The 13693-nt window shown below is 71.7% G+C and carries 10 protein-coding genes; 5 read left to right on the top strand and 5 right to left on the bottom strand.

Annotated elements, in window-relative coordinates; translation table 11 throughout:
* Positions 1-12: 12 nt before the first annotated feature.
* From pucD to AC068B_RS12050, 3 genes are read right to left on the bottom strand one after another with little or no spacing between them, the layout of a single operon-like run.
* Positions 13-2403 (bottom strand): xanthine dehydrogenase subunit D, encoded by a 2391-nt coding sequence (gene pucD / locus AC068B_RS12060; RefSeq protein WP_478670965.1) that lies wholly within the window; start codon positions 2401-2403, stop codon positions 13-15.
* A 2-nt stretch (positions 2404-2405) separates the two neighbouring features.
* Positions 2406-3011: a (2Fe-2S)-binding protein gene (locus AC068B_RS12055; RefSeq protein WP_478670963.1), complete on the bottom strand. Its 606-nt coding sequence runs from the start codon at positions 3009-3011 to the stop codon at positions 2406-2408.
* Positions 3011-3901: an FAD binding domain-containing protein gene (locus AC068B_RS12050; protein ID WP_468558342.1), complete on the bottom strand. Its 891-nt coding sequence runs from the start codon at positions 3899-3901 to the stop codon at positions 3011-3013. Before AC068B_RS12050 ends, AC068B_RS12055 begins: the two co-directional genes overlap by 1 nt.
* 341 nt (positions 3902-4242) lie before the next feature.
* On the opposite strand from AC068B_RS12050, the gene AC068B_RS12045 reads away from it, so the two are divergent.
* Together AC068B_RS12045 and AC068B_RS12040 are read left to right on the top strand one after the other, a co-directional pair.
* Positions 4243-5919 carry a PucR family transcriptional regulator gene (locus tag AC068B_RS12045; RefSeq protein ID WP_478670961.1) on the top strand — a complete coding sequence of 559 codons (1677 nt, stop codon included), beginning with the start codon at positions 4243-4245 and terminating at the stop codon, positions 5917-5919.
* Positions 5920-6105: 186 nt separating this feature from the next.
* Complete coding sequence (locus AC068B_RS12040) at positions 6106-6867, top strand: hypothetical protein (RefSeq protein WP_468558346.1); 762 nt, start codon at positions 6106-6108, stop codon at positions 6865-6867.
* A 33-nt stretch (positions 6868-6900) separates the two neighbouring features.
* On the opposite strand, the gene AC068B_RS12035 is transcribed toward AC068B_RS12040, so the two are convergent.
* Complete coding sequence (locus tag AC068B_RS12035) at positions 6901-7611, bottom strand: GntR family transcriptional regulator (RefSeq protein WP_478670958.1); 711 nt, start codon at positions 7609-7611, stop codon at positions 6901-6903.
* A 159-nt stretch (positions 7612-7770) separates the two neighbouring features.
* Between AC068B_RS12035 and AC068B_RS12030 the strand changes: the two genes are divergently transcribed.
* Complete coding sequence (locus tag AC068B_RS12030; protein ID WP_478670957.1) at positions 7771-8643, top strand: (2Fe-2S)-binding protein; 873 nt, start codon at positions 7771-7773, stop codon at positions 8641-8643.
* A gap of 222 nt (positions 8644-8865) precedes the next feature.
* Positions 8866-9942: a DUF2637 domain-containing protein gene (locus AC068B_RS12025; RefSeq protein WP_478670955.1), complete on the top strand. Its 1077-nt coding sequence runs from the start codon at positions 8866-8868 to the stop codon at positions 9940-9942.
* Between the two features lie 30 nt (positions 9943-9972).
* On the opposite strand, the gene AC068B_RS12020 is transcribed toward AC068B_RS12025, so the two are convergent.
* A complete protein-coding gene (locus tag AC068B_RS12020) occupies positions 9973-10458 on the bottom strand; it encodes an ATP-binding protein (protein WP_478670954.1) in 486 nt (161 codons plus the stop codon).
* Between the two features lie 177 nt (positions 10459-10635).
* Here AC068B_RS12020 and AC068B_RS12015 point away from each other — a divergent pair, with 177 nt between their 5' ends.
* A complete protein-coding gene (locus AC068B_RS12015) occupies positions 10636-13680 on the top strand; it encodes an alpha-mannosidase (RefSeq protein ID WP_478670951.1) in 3045 nt (1014 codons plus the stop codon).
* Positions 13681-13693: the final 13 nt, after the last annotated feature.

The following is a 13693-nucleotide window of genomic DNA, read 5'->3' as shown; positions in this document are numbered from 1 at the left end:
CTCAGTGAGGGATCACGTACCGGTGAGGTGTTCGGGACGCACCGGCGTCTTGTTGAGCTCGAGGCCCGTCGCGTTCCTGATCGCCGCGAGGACGGCAGGGGTGGACGACAGGGTCGGGGCCTCGCCCATGCCGCGAAGGCCGTAGGGCGCGTTGGGGTCGGCCAGTTCGAGCACGTCGACCGGGATGGTCGGCGTGTCGAGGATGGTCGGGATGAGGTAGTCCGTGAAGGAGGGGTTGCGCACCTTCGCGGTCTTCGGATCGACGATGATCTCCTCCATCACCGCGACGCCCAGGCCCTGGGTGGTACCGCCCTGGATCTGGCCGACCACGGAGAGCGGGTTGAGCGCCTTGCCGACGTCCTGGGCGGTGGCCAGCTCGATGACCTTGACCAGGCCGAGCTCGGTGTCCACCTCGACGACCGCGCGGTGCGCGGCGAACGAGTACTGGACGTGGCCGTTGCCCTGACCGGTCTTCTTGTCGAAGGCCACGGTCGGGCGGTGGCGCCACTCGGCCTCGATCTCGACGGTCTCGCCCTCGAGCAGCTCGGCCAGGTCCGCGAGGGCCTCGCCGCCGTCGGTGACGACCTTGCCGCCCTCCAGGAGGAGTTCGGCGGTGGCCCACGCGGGGTGGTACGAGCCGAACTTGCGGCGGCCGATCTCCAGGACCTTCTCGCGGACGAGCTCGCAGGAGTTCTTGACCGCGCCGCCGGTGACGTACGTCTGACGGGACGCGGACGTCGAACCGGCGCTGCCCACCTGGGTGTCGGCGGGGTGGATGGTCACCTGCTGGACGCCGAGCTCGGTGCGGGCGATCTGCGCGTGGACGGTGATGCCGCCCTGGCCGACCTCCGCCATCGCGGTGTGCACGGTCGCCACCGCCTCGCCGTTGATGACCTCCATGCGCACCTTGGCGGTGGAGTAGTCGTCGAAGCCCTCGGAGAAGCCGACGTTCTTGATGCCGACCGCGTAGCCGACGCCGCGGACGACGCCTTCGCCGTGCGTGGTGTTGGAGAGTCCGCCGGGCAGGGCGCGGACGTCCGCGCCCTCGCTGGACTCCCACTGGCGCTCGGGCGGCAGCGGGCGGGCCTTGACGCGGCGCAGGATCTCGGCGACCGGGGCGGGCGAGTCGACCGGCTGTCCGGTCGGCAGGAGCGTGCCCTGCGACATGGCGTTGAGCTGGCGGAACTCGACCCGGTCCATGCCCACCTTGTCGGCGAGCTTGTCCATCTGGGCCTCGTAGGCGAAGCAGGCCTGGACGGCACCGAAGCCGCGCATCGCGCCGCACGGGGGGTTGTTCGAGTAGAGGGCGATCGCCTCGATGTCGACGTCCTCGATCACGTAAGGACCGACGGACAGGGACGAGGCGTTGCCCACGACCGCCGGGGAGGCCGACGCGTAGGCGCCGCCGTCCAGGACGATCTTGCACTTCATGTGCGTGAGCTTGCCGTCCTTGGTGGCGCCGTGCTCGTAGTAGAGCTTCGCCGGGTGGCGGTGCACATGACCGAAGAAGGACTCGAAGCGGTTGTAGACGATCTTGACCGGCTTGCCGGTGCGCAGCGCGAGGAGGCAGGCGTGGATCTGCATCGAGATGTCTTCACGGCCGCCGAACGCGCCGCCGACGCCGGAGAGCGTCATGCGCACCTTGTCCTCGGGCAGGCCGAGGACCGGGGCGATCTGTTCGAGGTCCGAGTGCAGCCACTGGGTGGCGACGTACAGGTCGACGCCGCCGTCCTCGGCCGGTACGGCGAGGCCGGACTCGGGGCCGAGGAAGGCCTGGTCCTGCATGCCGAAGGTGTACTCGCCCTTGACGATGAAGTCGGCCTTCTTGGCGGCCTCTTCGGCGTTGCCCCGGATGATCGGCTGGTTGTGCACGATGTTCGGGTGCGGGACGTGCTCGATGTACTCGTCGGTGCGGTCCTCGTGCACGAGGACGGCGTCCGGAGCGGTCGCCGATGCCTCGTCGGTGATGACGGGCAGTTCCTTGTACTCGACCACGATCTTCGCGGCGGCACGGCGGGCGGTCTCCGGGTGGTCGGCGGCCACGAGGGCGACCGGCTCACCGTGGTGGCGGACCTTGCCGTGGGCCAGGACCGGGGTGTCCTGGATCTCCAGGCCGTAGTTCTTCATCCCGGCCGGCAGGTCGTCGTACGTCAGGACGGCGTAGACGCCGGGCGTCTTGAGGGCCTCGACGGTGTCGATCGACACGATCTCGGCGTGCGCCACGGTGCTGCGGAGCGTCTGGCCCCAGAGCATGTCCTCGTGCCACATGTCCGAGGAGTAGGCGAACTCGCCGGTGACCTTCAGGGTGCCGTCGGGGCGGAGCGTGGACTCGCCGATGCCGCCCTTGTTGTGCTTCTGGGTGACGTCGGTGGGCGCGCCCGTGGTGGTCTTGGTTCCAGCCATGATCAGACCGTCTCTTCCTGACGGGCGGCCGCCAGGCGTACCGCGTCGAGGATCTTCTCGTAACCCGTGCAGCGGCAGAGGTTGCCGGAGAGCGCCTCGCGGATGTCGGCGTCCGACGGGGACGCGTTGCGCTCCAGGAGCTCGTCGGCCGCGACGAGCAGACCCGGGGTGCAGAAGCCGCACTGGACGGCACCGGCGTCGATGAACGCCTGCTGGATCGAGGAGAGTTCGCCGCCCTCGCCGGTCTGGCCGTCGGTGACCCTGTCAGCTGGACGAGCCTGCCACTGGCGGGCCTCCTGGAGGGTGGTGCCGCCGCAGACGGAACCGCAGGCGCCGCCCGGGTGGGACTCGTCACGGTGCTTGGCGTAGTCCGCCAGGCCCTCGACGGTGACGACCTCCCGGTCCTGGACCTGACCGGCGGCGACCAGACACGAACACACCGGTACGCCGTCGAGCCGGACGGTGCAGGAACCGCACTCGCCCTGCTCGCAGGCGTTCTTGGAGCCCGGGAGCCCCATGCGCTCGCGCAGCACGTACAGAAGGGACTCGCCCTCCCACACGTCGTCCGCTTCCTGCTGACGGCCGTTGACCGTGAAGTTCACGCGCATTATGCGACTCCCTCAGTGCTGCGGCCCTCGCCGCGGTACGACTCCCAGGTCCACCCGAGCGTGCGGCGGGCCATGATCCCGACGGCGTGCCGGCGGTAGTTCGCCGTGCCGCGTACGTCGTCGATCGGGTTGGCCGCTCCGGAGGCGAGCTCCGCGAACTGCTTGGCGATCGAGGGGGTGATGATCTTCCTGCTGTCCCAGAAGCCGCCCTCTTCGAGCGCCGCGTTCAGGAACTCCTCGGCCGCCTTCGCCCGAATGGGGGTCGGCGCCGCGGATCCGATACCGGTCCGCACGGTCCGGGTCTCGGGGTGCAGCGCGATGCCGAAGGCGCACACGGCGATGACCATCGCGTTGCGGGTGCCGACCTTCGAGTACTGCTGCGGGCCGTCCGCCTTCTTGATGTGGACGGACTTGATCAGCTCGTCCGCGGCGAGGGCGTTGCGCTTCACGCCGGTGTAGAACGCGTCGATCGGGATCAGGCGCGAGCCCCGCACGGACTCCACCTCGACCTCGCAGTCGGCGGCGAGCAGCGCCGGGTGGGCGTCGCCCGCCGGGGATGCCGTGCCCAGGTTGCCGCCGACGCCGCCGCGGTTGCGGATCTGCGGGGAGGCGACCGTGTGCGAGGCGAGCGCCAGACCGGGCAGCTCCGTGCGGAGCTCCTCCATGATCCGGGTGTACGGGACGGAGGCACCGAGCCGGACCGTCTCCTCGCCCACCTCCCACTCGCTCAGCTCGCCGATGCGGTTGAGGTCAAGCAGGTACTCGGGTCGACGGTGGTCGAAGTTGATCTCGACCATCACGTCGGTGCCACCCGCAATCGGCACAGCCGTGGGGTGCTCGGCCTTGGCGGCGAGCGCCTCCTCCCAGCTGGCGGGGCGAAGGAAGTCCATGAGGCTCTCTTCTTCTTCGTATCGAGGGTCTTTCGCTTCGAGGGACGGGAGCATTCCGTTCCGGCCACTCGGGCCGTTGGTCCCTCGACTGCTCGTTCATGTGCTGTTAACGCGGAGTGGGCCAAGTACACCGCTCGCTCGTCCGATGGGGTCAGTCACCGAAACCATGAAGGAGTTGGCTGGCCAAGGCGCGCGTCTTGTAGATTCGTATGAAGAACGGGCCCCAGTAACCTCGCGGGTTCCCCCCGGAAACCCCGAGCCCGCGGCGGCACGGAGCCCCGGCGCTACAGAGCGCACATGTTTGTACACACCATTCGAGACAGATCGGCGGCGACGACACCATGCGGCTGCGCGCACTCCTGGACACCGACGCGCTGGGCCTGCGGCTGCTCGGCGGCGAGGACGAGCTGGACCGCACCGTGCGCGGTGTGATGACCACGGACCTGCGGGACCCCAGCAGGTACCTGGCGGGCGGCGAGCTGGTCCTCACCGGCCTCGCCTGGCGCCGCGACACCTCGGACACGGAGCCCTTCGTACGGATCCTCGCGAGCGCGGGCGTCGCCGCCCTGGCCGCCGGTGAGGCCGAGCTGGGCGCCATTCCCGACGACATCGTGGATGCCTGCGCCCGGCACCGCCTGCCGCTCTTCGCGGTCAACGAGTCCGTGGCCTTCGCGACGATCACCGAGCACGTCGTGCGCCAGGTGTCCGGCGAGCGCGCCGGGGACCTGGCGGCCGTCGTCGACCGGCACCGCCGCCTGATGACCTCGGGCCCGGCGGGCGGCGGCCCCGACGTCGTCCTCGACCTGCTCGGCACCGACCTGGACCTGCGGGCCTGGGTGCTCTCGCCCGCGGGGCGCGTGATCGCCGGGTCGAGCGCGGCCGGGATCGCCCTGCCCGCGCCGCTGTGCGCGCGGCTCGCCGGGGAGCATCTGGCGGCCGTCAGGACGGGGCGGCGCGGCCCGCACCGGGTGACGGTGGACTCGGTCACGTACTCGCTGTTCCCCATTCGGACCAGTGGGCGGGGAGCGGCCGGCGCCTCGCGTGACGTGCGCGAGTCGGTGCTCTCCGACTGGGTGCTCGCGGTGGAGGCCGACGCGGGCGACTGGCCCGAGGAGCGGCTCGACCTGCTCCAGGGCGTCACCCAGCTGATCGCGGTGGAGCGCGACCGGCGCGACGCGGCCCGCACGGTGCGCCGCAGGCTGGCCCAGGAGGTCCTCGAACTGGTCCAGACGGGCGCTGCGCCCGCGGAGATCGCGGCCAGGCTGCGCGTCGCCGCCCCGGTGCTGCTGCCCGGTCTCGGCACGGCTCCGCACTGGCAGGTCGTGGTGGCCCGCGTGGAGTGGGAGGGCGGGGAGATCGACGGCGGTCCCGTCGCCCAGTCGCTCTTGGAGGAGATCCTCGTCGACCCGCAGGCGTCGGGCCCCGAGCCCTCCGACCGGATCGCGGTCGCCCACACCGGCGACGAGGCGATCGCCCTCGTACCGCTGCCCGCGGTCCCCGGCGAGCACGAGGGTCCCGAGACGGGCCTGCTCGCGGACTCGCTCCTCGCGTCCGTCCGCGACCCGCTGGCGGCGGGCCTGGACGGCGACGGCCGCCTCACGCTGGGCGTCAGCGCGTCCGTGCACTCGGCGGAGGGGCTGCGCGGCGCCTTGGAGGAGGCACGGCACGCCCGCCGGGTCGCCGCGGCACGCCCCGGCCGGGTCTGCGCGGCCGGGCACCAGGAGCTGGCCTCGCACGTCCTGCTGCTGCCCTTCGTGCCGGACGACGTGCGCCGGGCGTTCACGGCGCGGCTCCTGGACCCGCTGCGCGAGTACGACCAGCGCCACCGCGCGGAGCTCATCACGACCCTGGAGGCGTTCCTCGACTGCGACGGCTCGTGGACGCGCTGCGCGGCGCGGCTGCACCTCCACGTCAACACGCTGCGCTACCGGGTGGGCCGTATCGAGCAGTTGACGGGTCGTGATCTCTCGCGCCTCGAGGACAAGCTCGATTTCTTCCTCGCGCTGCGCATGAGCTGAGGTCATCCGGTACGGGCCCGGTCTGCGGCGACGAACCGCCGACCGGGCCCGACCCGTTTCCCGGCCCACCCTTTGTGAAATCTTTCACCCAGCCTCTTGGCCCGGCGCCGCGATCCATGCTGAGATTCGCCCACGACTCAACAGCTCAATGGTGTGCTCGGGGAGGGCAACGTGGCGCATACCGCCATGTCTGGTACCGGAACGACTGCAGAGCACGATCCACTCCAGACCGCGGTATGGCGGCTGCGCTCGCGCGGCTGCTGGACCGACGCTGCGGCGCTGCTGGCCTCGCGTGCCGGGGCCGCGGCGGCACTCCAGAGGACGGCGCTCCTCGTCGAGCGGTGCCTGTTCACCGGTGACGGCTGGGGCGAGGCGGAGGACGGCCTGCGGACCGCGGAGGCGCTCGCCGAGGACGACGACGACCGGGGCGCCGCGGCCTGCGAGCGGGGCCAACTGGCGTACGCCTCCACCGTCTTGAACGTACGCGACCGGGCCGACGAAGCGCGTACGGCGCTCGGCAGGGCGGCCGCGCTGCTCGCCCCGAACGCCCCGGGGCGGCCCCTGCTCGACTTCCGCCGCGGACTGATCGCGGAGCACATCGCGGACTCGCCGCAGTCCGCGAAGGCGGCGTACCGCAGGGCGCACGCTGGCGCCACCGCGCACTCCGACCCGCTACTGCTCTCCTTCACCTGGCGTCATCTGGCCGGACTCGCCCTGCGGGACGGGGAGTTGGCGGAGGCGCGGCACGGTTTCACGGAGTCCCTGCGCATCCGCGAGGAGCTCGGCTATCTGGTCGGCACGGCTCCCGCGCTGGCCGCCCTCGCGGAGGCGGAGCCGGAGCCGGAGGCCACCCGCCTGCGCGCCGAGGCCACCCGCCTCTTCCGTCTCCTGGGCGGCGTACCGTCCTGGCTGGCCCAGCACCTGCAGCCACCGGCCCCCGCGGTCTGACACCGCCCGCAGCACCGCACGGGCGCCCGGCTCTCAGCCCGAGGCGCCCGTGAAATGTTCCTGGACCAGGGAGGCCACCACGGGCAGGTCCTGGGCGGCCAGGGCGTCGAGCAGGGCCATGTGCTCGGCCGCGTCCGCCACCAGGTCGGCCCGGCGTCCCGCGACGGGGCCGCTCGCCAGGGGCCACTGCGACCGGCGGTGCAGGTCGTCCGCGACCTGCACCAGCTGCTGGTTGCCGGAGAGGGCGAGCACGGCGCCGTGGAAGGCGCGGTCCGACTCGGCGTAGCGCGCGAGGTCGCCGCCCGCCGCCGCCGTCGCGCTCGCCTCGGCCAGCGGCCGCAGCTCGGCCCAGCGGGCCGCGGGCACCGTGCGGGCGAGCCGCAGCATCACCGGCACCTCTATCAGCGCCCGCACCTCGGCCAGCTCGGCCAGCTCCCGCGTGCCGCGCTCCACGACCCGGAAGCCGCGGTTGGGGACGACCTCTATGGCGCCCTCTGTGGCCAGCTGCTGCATCGCCTCGCGGACGGGCGTCGCGGAGACGCCGAAGCGCTCGCCGAGTGCGGGCGCCGAATACACCTCGCCGGGCGCGAGCTCGCCGCCGACGAGGGCGGCCCGCAGCGCGGCCAGTATCTGGCCGCGCACGGAGCTGCGCCGGACCGCCTGCCGCGTCCCCGCCTGTGCGGGCACCCGGACGCGCGGCGTCCCCGCGGGGACAGCCCCCTCGCGTGCTCCGGTCTGCTCCACGACGTGCGCCCGCCCCGCTTCTGATCACTGTTGATCGCTATTGATTGCTGTGAAAGGTACGAGAGGCACCATAGGCGGACACGACCGGAGTTGAAACCTCGATCACGTCGGGTAAGGTAAGGCTAACCTGCTATCGATCGCGATTCGGTGGTCCCCCGCATGTCCGTCCCCACCTTGGCCGCACCCGCCCAGGGCGCCCCCAGTGCCGTAGCGGACTCCTACGCCCGCCTGGGCGAGGTGTACTCCGGACTGCGCATCACCGAACTCGGTCACGAGGAACAGGCCCCACAGGGCGGCGGCTGGGTCACCGCCGCCCGGCTCGCGGAGGGCGGGGCCGACCTCGACGCATTCCTGGCCTGGGACAACGCACAGGTCCTCAAGGACTACGGCGTCCAGCCCCGCCCGGACGTGGTGGCCAGCTTCGGTCTGCACCGCTACGCCTGGCCCGCCACCCTGCTCATCACGGTCCCCTGGTTCCTGCACCGCCGCGTCCCCCGCTTCCCGGTCGCCGACGTCTCCTTCCAGCGCACGCTCGGCCGGATGGCCGTACGCACCGCCGGTTTCTCCTGTCTGCCGGACGACCCGGCCGCGGCCCTGCCCGGCGCGCACGTCGTGCCGGACGAGGATGCGCTGCGCGCGGAGGTGCGGGCCGCGGTCGCCGAACACCTCGGCCCGCTCCTGGACGGCTTCGGCCCGCGGATGCGGCGCCGCTCGCGCGCCCTGTGGAGCGTCGCCACCGACGAGATCGTCGAGGGCCTCTGGTACGTCGCGCACCTCCTCGGCGAGGAACAGCGGGCGATGACGGAGCTGGAGCAGCTACTGCCCGGCGCCACCAAGCCGTACGTCGGCACGGCCGGGTTCCGGGAGCTGACGGGTCCCAACGGCGAGGCGCTGCCGACCCGCGACCGGGCGAGCTGCTGCATGTTCTACACGCTGCGCCCCGACGACACCTGTGTCACCTGCCCGCGCACCTGCGACGCGGAGCGCATCGCGCGAATGAGCGCGGACGCCGCGGCGACCGCTTCCGCCTGATTCACCCTGCCGTCCGGACCCCCCATTCGTCCGAACCACCCTTTCGCGCACGTTTAATCGAACTCAACACCCGGCGCTGCTCCGCGAGTTCGAGCAAAAGTACGCCGTGCGTGCTCCCTTGCACTCCCTTGGCGGCCTCTTGCCCCGAAACCCCTTGAGGGCCATCGGGGTTGAGTCAATATGGCGCCCGATACGCCCTACCGCGATGCAAGGGACCCCCAGATGAGACTGACCGACATATCGCTGGACTGGCTGCTTCCGGGTGGTGTCCTGCTCCTCGGCCTGCTGGTGGCGGTTGCGGTGGTCACACGCGGCAAGCGAGGCCACGCGAAAGCAGCCAAGGGAAGCGAGAGCGACGACTCGTGGGAGCGCAGCGAGGAACGCCGCAGACGCAAGGAAGCCATCTACGGATCCGCCTCCTACGTGCTGCTGTTCTGCTGCGCGGCCGTCGCCGCGGCGCTCTCCTTCCACGGCCTGGTCGGCTTCGGCCGACAGAACCTCAGCCTGACCGGCGGCTGGGAGTATCTGGTCCCGTTCGGCCTCGACGGCGCGGCGATGTTCTGTTCCGTCCTCGCCGTGCGGGAAGCCAGCCACGGTGACGCGGCGCTCGGCTCGCGCCTCCTCGTGTGGACGTTCGCGGGCGCGGCCGCCTGGTTCAACTGGGTCCACGCGCCACGGGGAATGGGCCACGCGGGCGCTCCGCAGTTCTTCTCGGGAATGTCGCTCTCGGCAGCGGTCCTCTTCGACCGTGCGCTGAAGCAGACCCGCCGGGCCGCGCTGCGCGAGCAGGGCCTGGTGCCGCGACCGCTGCCGCAGATCCGCATCGTGCGGTGGCTGCGCGCGCCCCGTGAGACCTTCGGCGCCTGGTCGCTGATGCTCCTCGAAGGCGTACGCACCCTGGACGAGGCCGTCGAGGAGGTCCGGGAGGACCGGCGCGAGAAGGAGCAGACCCGGCTGCGCAGGCGCGACCAGGAGAAGCTGGAGCGCGCGCAGCTCAAGGCCCTCAGCCGGGGCCACCGGAACTGGCAGGGCCGCGGCGGCGGCCGTCAGGTGGAGATGCAGGCCGTCGCACCGGCCGCCGGGTCCGCGCAGGTCGGCGCGGACCCTGCAATAGCGACGCAGGAAGAGCTGCCGGTACGCTCCCGCCCCTCCCTCCAGGCCGTCAAGAACGGCCCTGACGGCACGACGCCCGCCACCCCCGTCACCGTCGACCTGACGGCCGAGGACGACACGCAGGCCCTGCCCCGGCTCGACTCGCTGGAGCAGAAACTGAAGGACCTGGAGCAGCAGTTCGGCTGATCGCGCCAGGACCGGGCGGCGGCGGCAGGCTCAGGCCACGCCGCCGTCGTCCAGCTCGAACCACACCGCCTTCCCCACTCCGTGCGCCCGCACGCCCCACGAGTCGGCGAGGGACTGCACCAGGATCAGGCCCCTGCCGCTCGTACCGTCGTCGGCGTTCGGTACCCGCGGCTCGGGGCGGCGCCCCACGAAGTCGCGCACCTCTACGCGCAGACCGCGCGGGCCCACGGTCGCCGTGACGACCGCGTCGTGATCCGTATGCACCAGTGCATTCGTGACCAGCTCACTGGTGAGGAGTTCGGCCACGTCGGATCTTCCCGGTTTGCCCCAGTGCCGCAGAAGCTCCCTCAGAGCCTTCCTGACCTCGGACACCGCACGCAGATCCGATCTCCCCAGCCGCCGCGTGAGCTGACCCCGGTCGGGCTCGCCCCGCGCTTCACCGGTTCTCTCATTCCGTACCTTCGGCGAAGAGGCCCCGACGCTACCGGGACCGCCCCCTTGTGACTGCCTCGTCATGACCCCCGCCCACAAAGCGATGTCTCTGCCCCCCTGCTCGAACAGCTTCTCGGGATGCATGCCCCGGGCCGGTCGAGGCACGCTTGTCGAATCATCAACCACTGGTGGGGGGTGCATCCGGGAGTTGGGGGGAAGTGAAGCGGTGGACCCCACTGTCGAGCGTCCCGAGGAGCACGAGTGCACGACGACAGACTGCTGGTGGAGGGCCGCCTGGAGCGGGCCCTGCGCCAGTTCATCCGTCCCGCCCAGTACGCGCGGCGCACGCCGCTGACCCTCTCCGTCTGGCATGCGCCAGGCGAGCCGGTGCCCGTCGGGGCCGCGCTCGAAGCGGAGTACGAGCCCTTCGAGACCGGCACGGAGTGGGGAAATCCCTGGTCGACCAGTTGGTTCCGGATTCAAGGGCAGGTGCCCGACGCATGGCGGGGGCACCGGGTCGAGGCCGTGATCGATCCCGGGTTCACCGGGGACGGACCCGGCTTCCAGGCGGAGGGGCTCGTCCATGACGCGGCGGGCGTCCCGCTCAAAGGCATTCACCCGCGCAATCGGCATATTCCCGTGGCCTCCCCCGCTCAGGGCGGCGAAACGGTGCACCTACTTCTGGAGGCGGCGGCCAATCCCGCCGTTCTGCACGACTTCGTGCCGACACCCCTCGGCGACGTACTGACCGCAGGCAATACCCCGATCTACCGATTCGCGTCTGCCGACCTCGCCGTACTGGACGAGGACGTATGGCAGTTGATCATCGATATCGAGGTCCTCTCCGAGCTGATGCAGGAACTGGACGCCGACCGTCCGCGTCGGCACGAGATCCTGCGGGCCCTGGAGGACATGCTCGACGCGCTCGATCTGCACGATGTGTCGGGCACGGCCGCCGCGGCCCGCGCGGAGCTCGTCGACGTACTGGCGAGGCCCGCCCACGCGAGCGCCCACCGCGTATCGGCAGCCGGGCACGCGCATATCGACTCGGCGTGGCTGTGGCCCCTGCGGGAGACGGTACGCAAGGCTTCGCGCACCTTTGCCAATGTGACGGCACTGGCCGGCGAGTATCCGGAGCTGGTCTTCGCCTGTTCGCAGGCCCAGCAGTACGCCTGGGTCAAGGAGCACCAGCCGCACATCTGGGAGCGCATCAAGAAGGCGGTGGCGGACGGCAACTGGGCTCCGGTCGGCTCGATGTGGGTCGAGTCCGACGCCAACATGCCGGGCGGCGAGGCGCTCGCGCGGCAGATCACGCACGGCATGCGGTTCTTCCGCGAGGAGTTCGGCGTCGAGACGGAGGAGATCTGGCTGCCGGACTCCTTCGGATACACCGCCGCGTTCCCGCAGCTGGCGAAGCTCGCGGGCATCCGCTGGTTCCTCACGCAGAAGCTGAGCTGGAACCAGTCCAACAAGATGCCGCACCACACCTTCTGGTGGGAGGGCATCGACGGCACCCGCGTCTTCACCCACTTCCCGCCCGTGGACACCTACAACTCGCAGTTCCACGGCGCCGAACTGGCCCATGCCGAGCGGAACTTCGCCGACAAGGGGCGTGCCTCGCGCTCGCTGGTGCCGTTCGGCTGGGGCGACGGCGGGGGCGGGCCCACCCGCGAGATGATGGAGCGGGCGCGGCGGCTGCGCTCCCTGGAGGGCTCGCCGCGCGTCGAGATCGAGAAGCCCTCGGCGTTCTTCGCGGCGGCCGAGGAGGAGTACGGCGCGCAGGCCCCTGTCTGGTCCGGCGAGCTGTACCTGGAGCTGCACCGCGCCACGTACACCACGCAGGCCGCCACCAAGCGCGGCAACCGGCGCAGTGAACACGCGCTGCGCGAGGCCGAGTTGTGGTGCACGGCCGCCGCGGTGCGCGATCCCGCGTACGTCTATCCGTACGACACGCTCGACCGGCTGTGGAAGACCGTGCTGCTGCACCAGTTCCACGACATCCTGCCGGGCTCGTCGATCGCCTGGGTGCACCGCGAGGCGCGCGACACCTACGAGCGCGTCCTGGCCGAGCTGGACGAGATCACGGCGTCGGCCGTGCGTTCGCTGGGCGCGGGCGGCCCCGCGGCGCTGAACGCCTCGCCGTACGCCCGCAGCGAGGTCGTCGACCCGGGGGACGGCACGCTGGTGCGCGTGGACGTGCCCGCGCTCGGCACGCAGAGCCTGGACGCGGCCCGGGACCCCGGGGCCGGTGCGGTCGCGCACACGACCGGCGACACGATCATCCTCACCAACGAGCATCTGAGCGTCACCGTCGACGCCGCCGGGCTGCTCGCCTCCGTGCGGGACCTGGACGAGGGCCGCGAGGTGCTCGCCGCCCCCGGCAACCTCCTCCAGCTGCACCCCGACCACCCCACGCACTACGACGCCTGGGACCTCGACAAGCACTACCGGCGCAGGCACACCGACCTCACGGACGCCGAGTCCGTCGAGCTCGTCGAGGACGGGCCGCTGCGGGTCGCGGTGCGGGTGGTGCGGGCCTTCGGGGAGTCTCGGATCACGCAGGAGATCCGGCTCGCGGCGGGCAGCAGGCGCCTGGACGTCGTCACGGACGTCGACTGGCGGGAGTCGGAGAAGGTCCTCAAGGCCGCGTTCCCCCTGGACGTGCACGCCGAACGGTCGGCGGCCGAGATCCAGTTCGGTCATGTGCACCGCCCCACCCACGCCAACACGGGCTGGGACGCGGCGCGTTACGAGATCTGTGCGCACCGCTGGCTGCGGGTGGCCGAGGAGGGGTACGGCGTCGCGCTGCTCAACGACGCGACGTACGGCCACGACGTGACGCGCGCGGAGCACGGCGGCGCGCTCGGCACCACCGTGCGGCTGACGCTGCTGCGGGCCCCGCACAGCCCGGACCCCGAGACGGACCAGGGCACGCACCGGTTCACCTACGCGCTGCTGCCCGGCGCGGGCACGGGCGACGCGGTGGCGGAGGGGCTCGCGCTCAATCTGCCGCTGCGGGTGGCGGACTCCCCCGTCCTGCCCTCGCTGGTGGCCGTCGACCACCCGGCGGTCACCGTCGAGTCGGTGAAGCTCGCCGACGACCGCAGCGGTGACGTCGTCGTACGGCTCTACGAGTCGCGCGGCGGACGGGCCGCGGCCACGCTCCGCACGTCCTTCCCCGTGGCCCGGGCCGAGGTGACGGACCTGCTGGAACGTCCGCTGCACGAGGCGGAGGCGGGCGAGACCGGACTGGCCCTCGCGCTGCGGCCGTTCCAGATCGTCACGTTGCGGCTGCGGCCCGCCTGAGACCGCCCGGCGT

The sequence above is a fragment of the Streptomyces sp. NPDC042371 genome (assembly GCF_056437465.1).
The sequence above is the reverse complement of the archived record's forward strand: the minus strand, read 5'-3'. Positions and strand labels throughout refer to the sequence as shown.

Bases quoted from the DNA above. Each gene is read 5' to 3' on its own strand.
- pucD (WP_478670965.1), bottom strand. From the start codon at position 2,403: ATGGCTGGAACCAAGACCACCACGGGCGCGCCCACCGACGTCACCCAG.
- AC068B_RS12055 (WP_478670963.1), bottom strand. From the start codon at position 3,011: ATGCGCGTGAACTTCACGGTCAACGGCCGTCAGCAGGAAGCGGACGAC.
- AC068B_RS12050 (WP_468558342.1), bottom strand. From the start codon at position 3,901: ATGGACTTCCTTCGCCCCGCCAGCTGGGAGGAGGCGCTCGCCGCCAAG.
- AC068B_RS12045 (WP_478670961.1), top strand. From the start codon at position 4,243: ATGCGGCTGCGCGCACTCCTGGACACCGACGCGCTGGGCCTGCGGCTG.
- AC068B_RS12040 (WP_468558346.1), top strand. From the start codon at position 6,106: ATGTCTGGTACCGGAACGACTGCAGAGCACGATCCACTCCAGACCGCG.
- AC068B_RS12030 (WP_478670957.1), top strand. From the start codon at position 7,771: ATGTCCGTCCCCACCTTGGCCGCACCCGCCCAGGGCGCCCCCAGTGCC.
- AC068B_RS12025 (WP_478670955.1), top strand. From the start codon at position 8,866: ATGAGACTGACCGACATATCGCTGGACTGGCTGCTTCCGGGTGGTGTC.
- AC068B_RS12020 (WP_478670954.1), bottom strand. From the start codon at position 10,458: ATGACGAGGCAGTCACAAGGGGGCGGTCCCGGTAGCGTCGGGGCCTCT.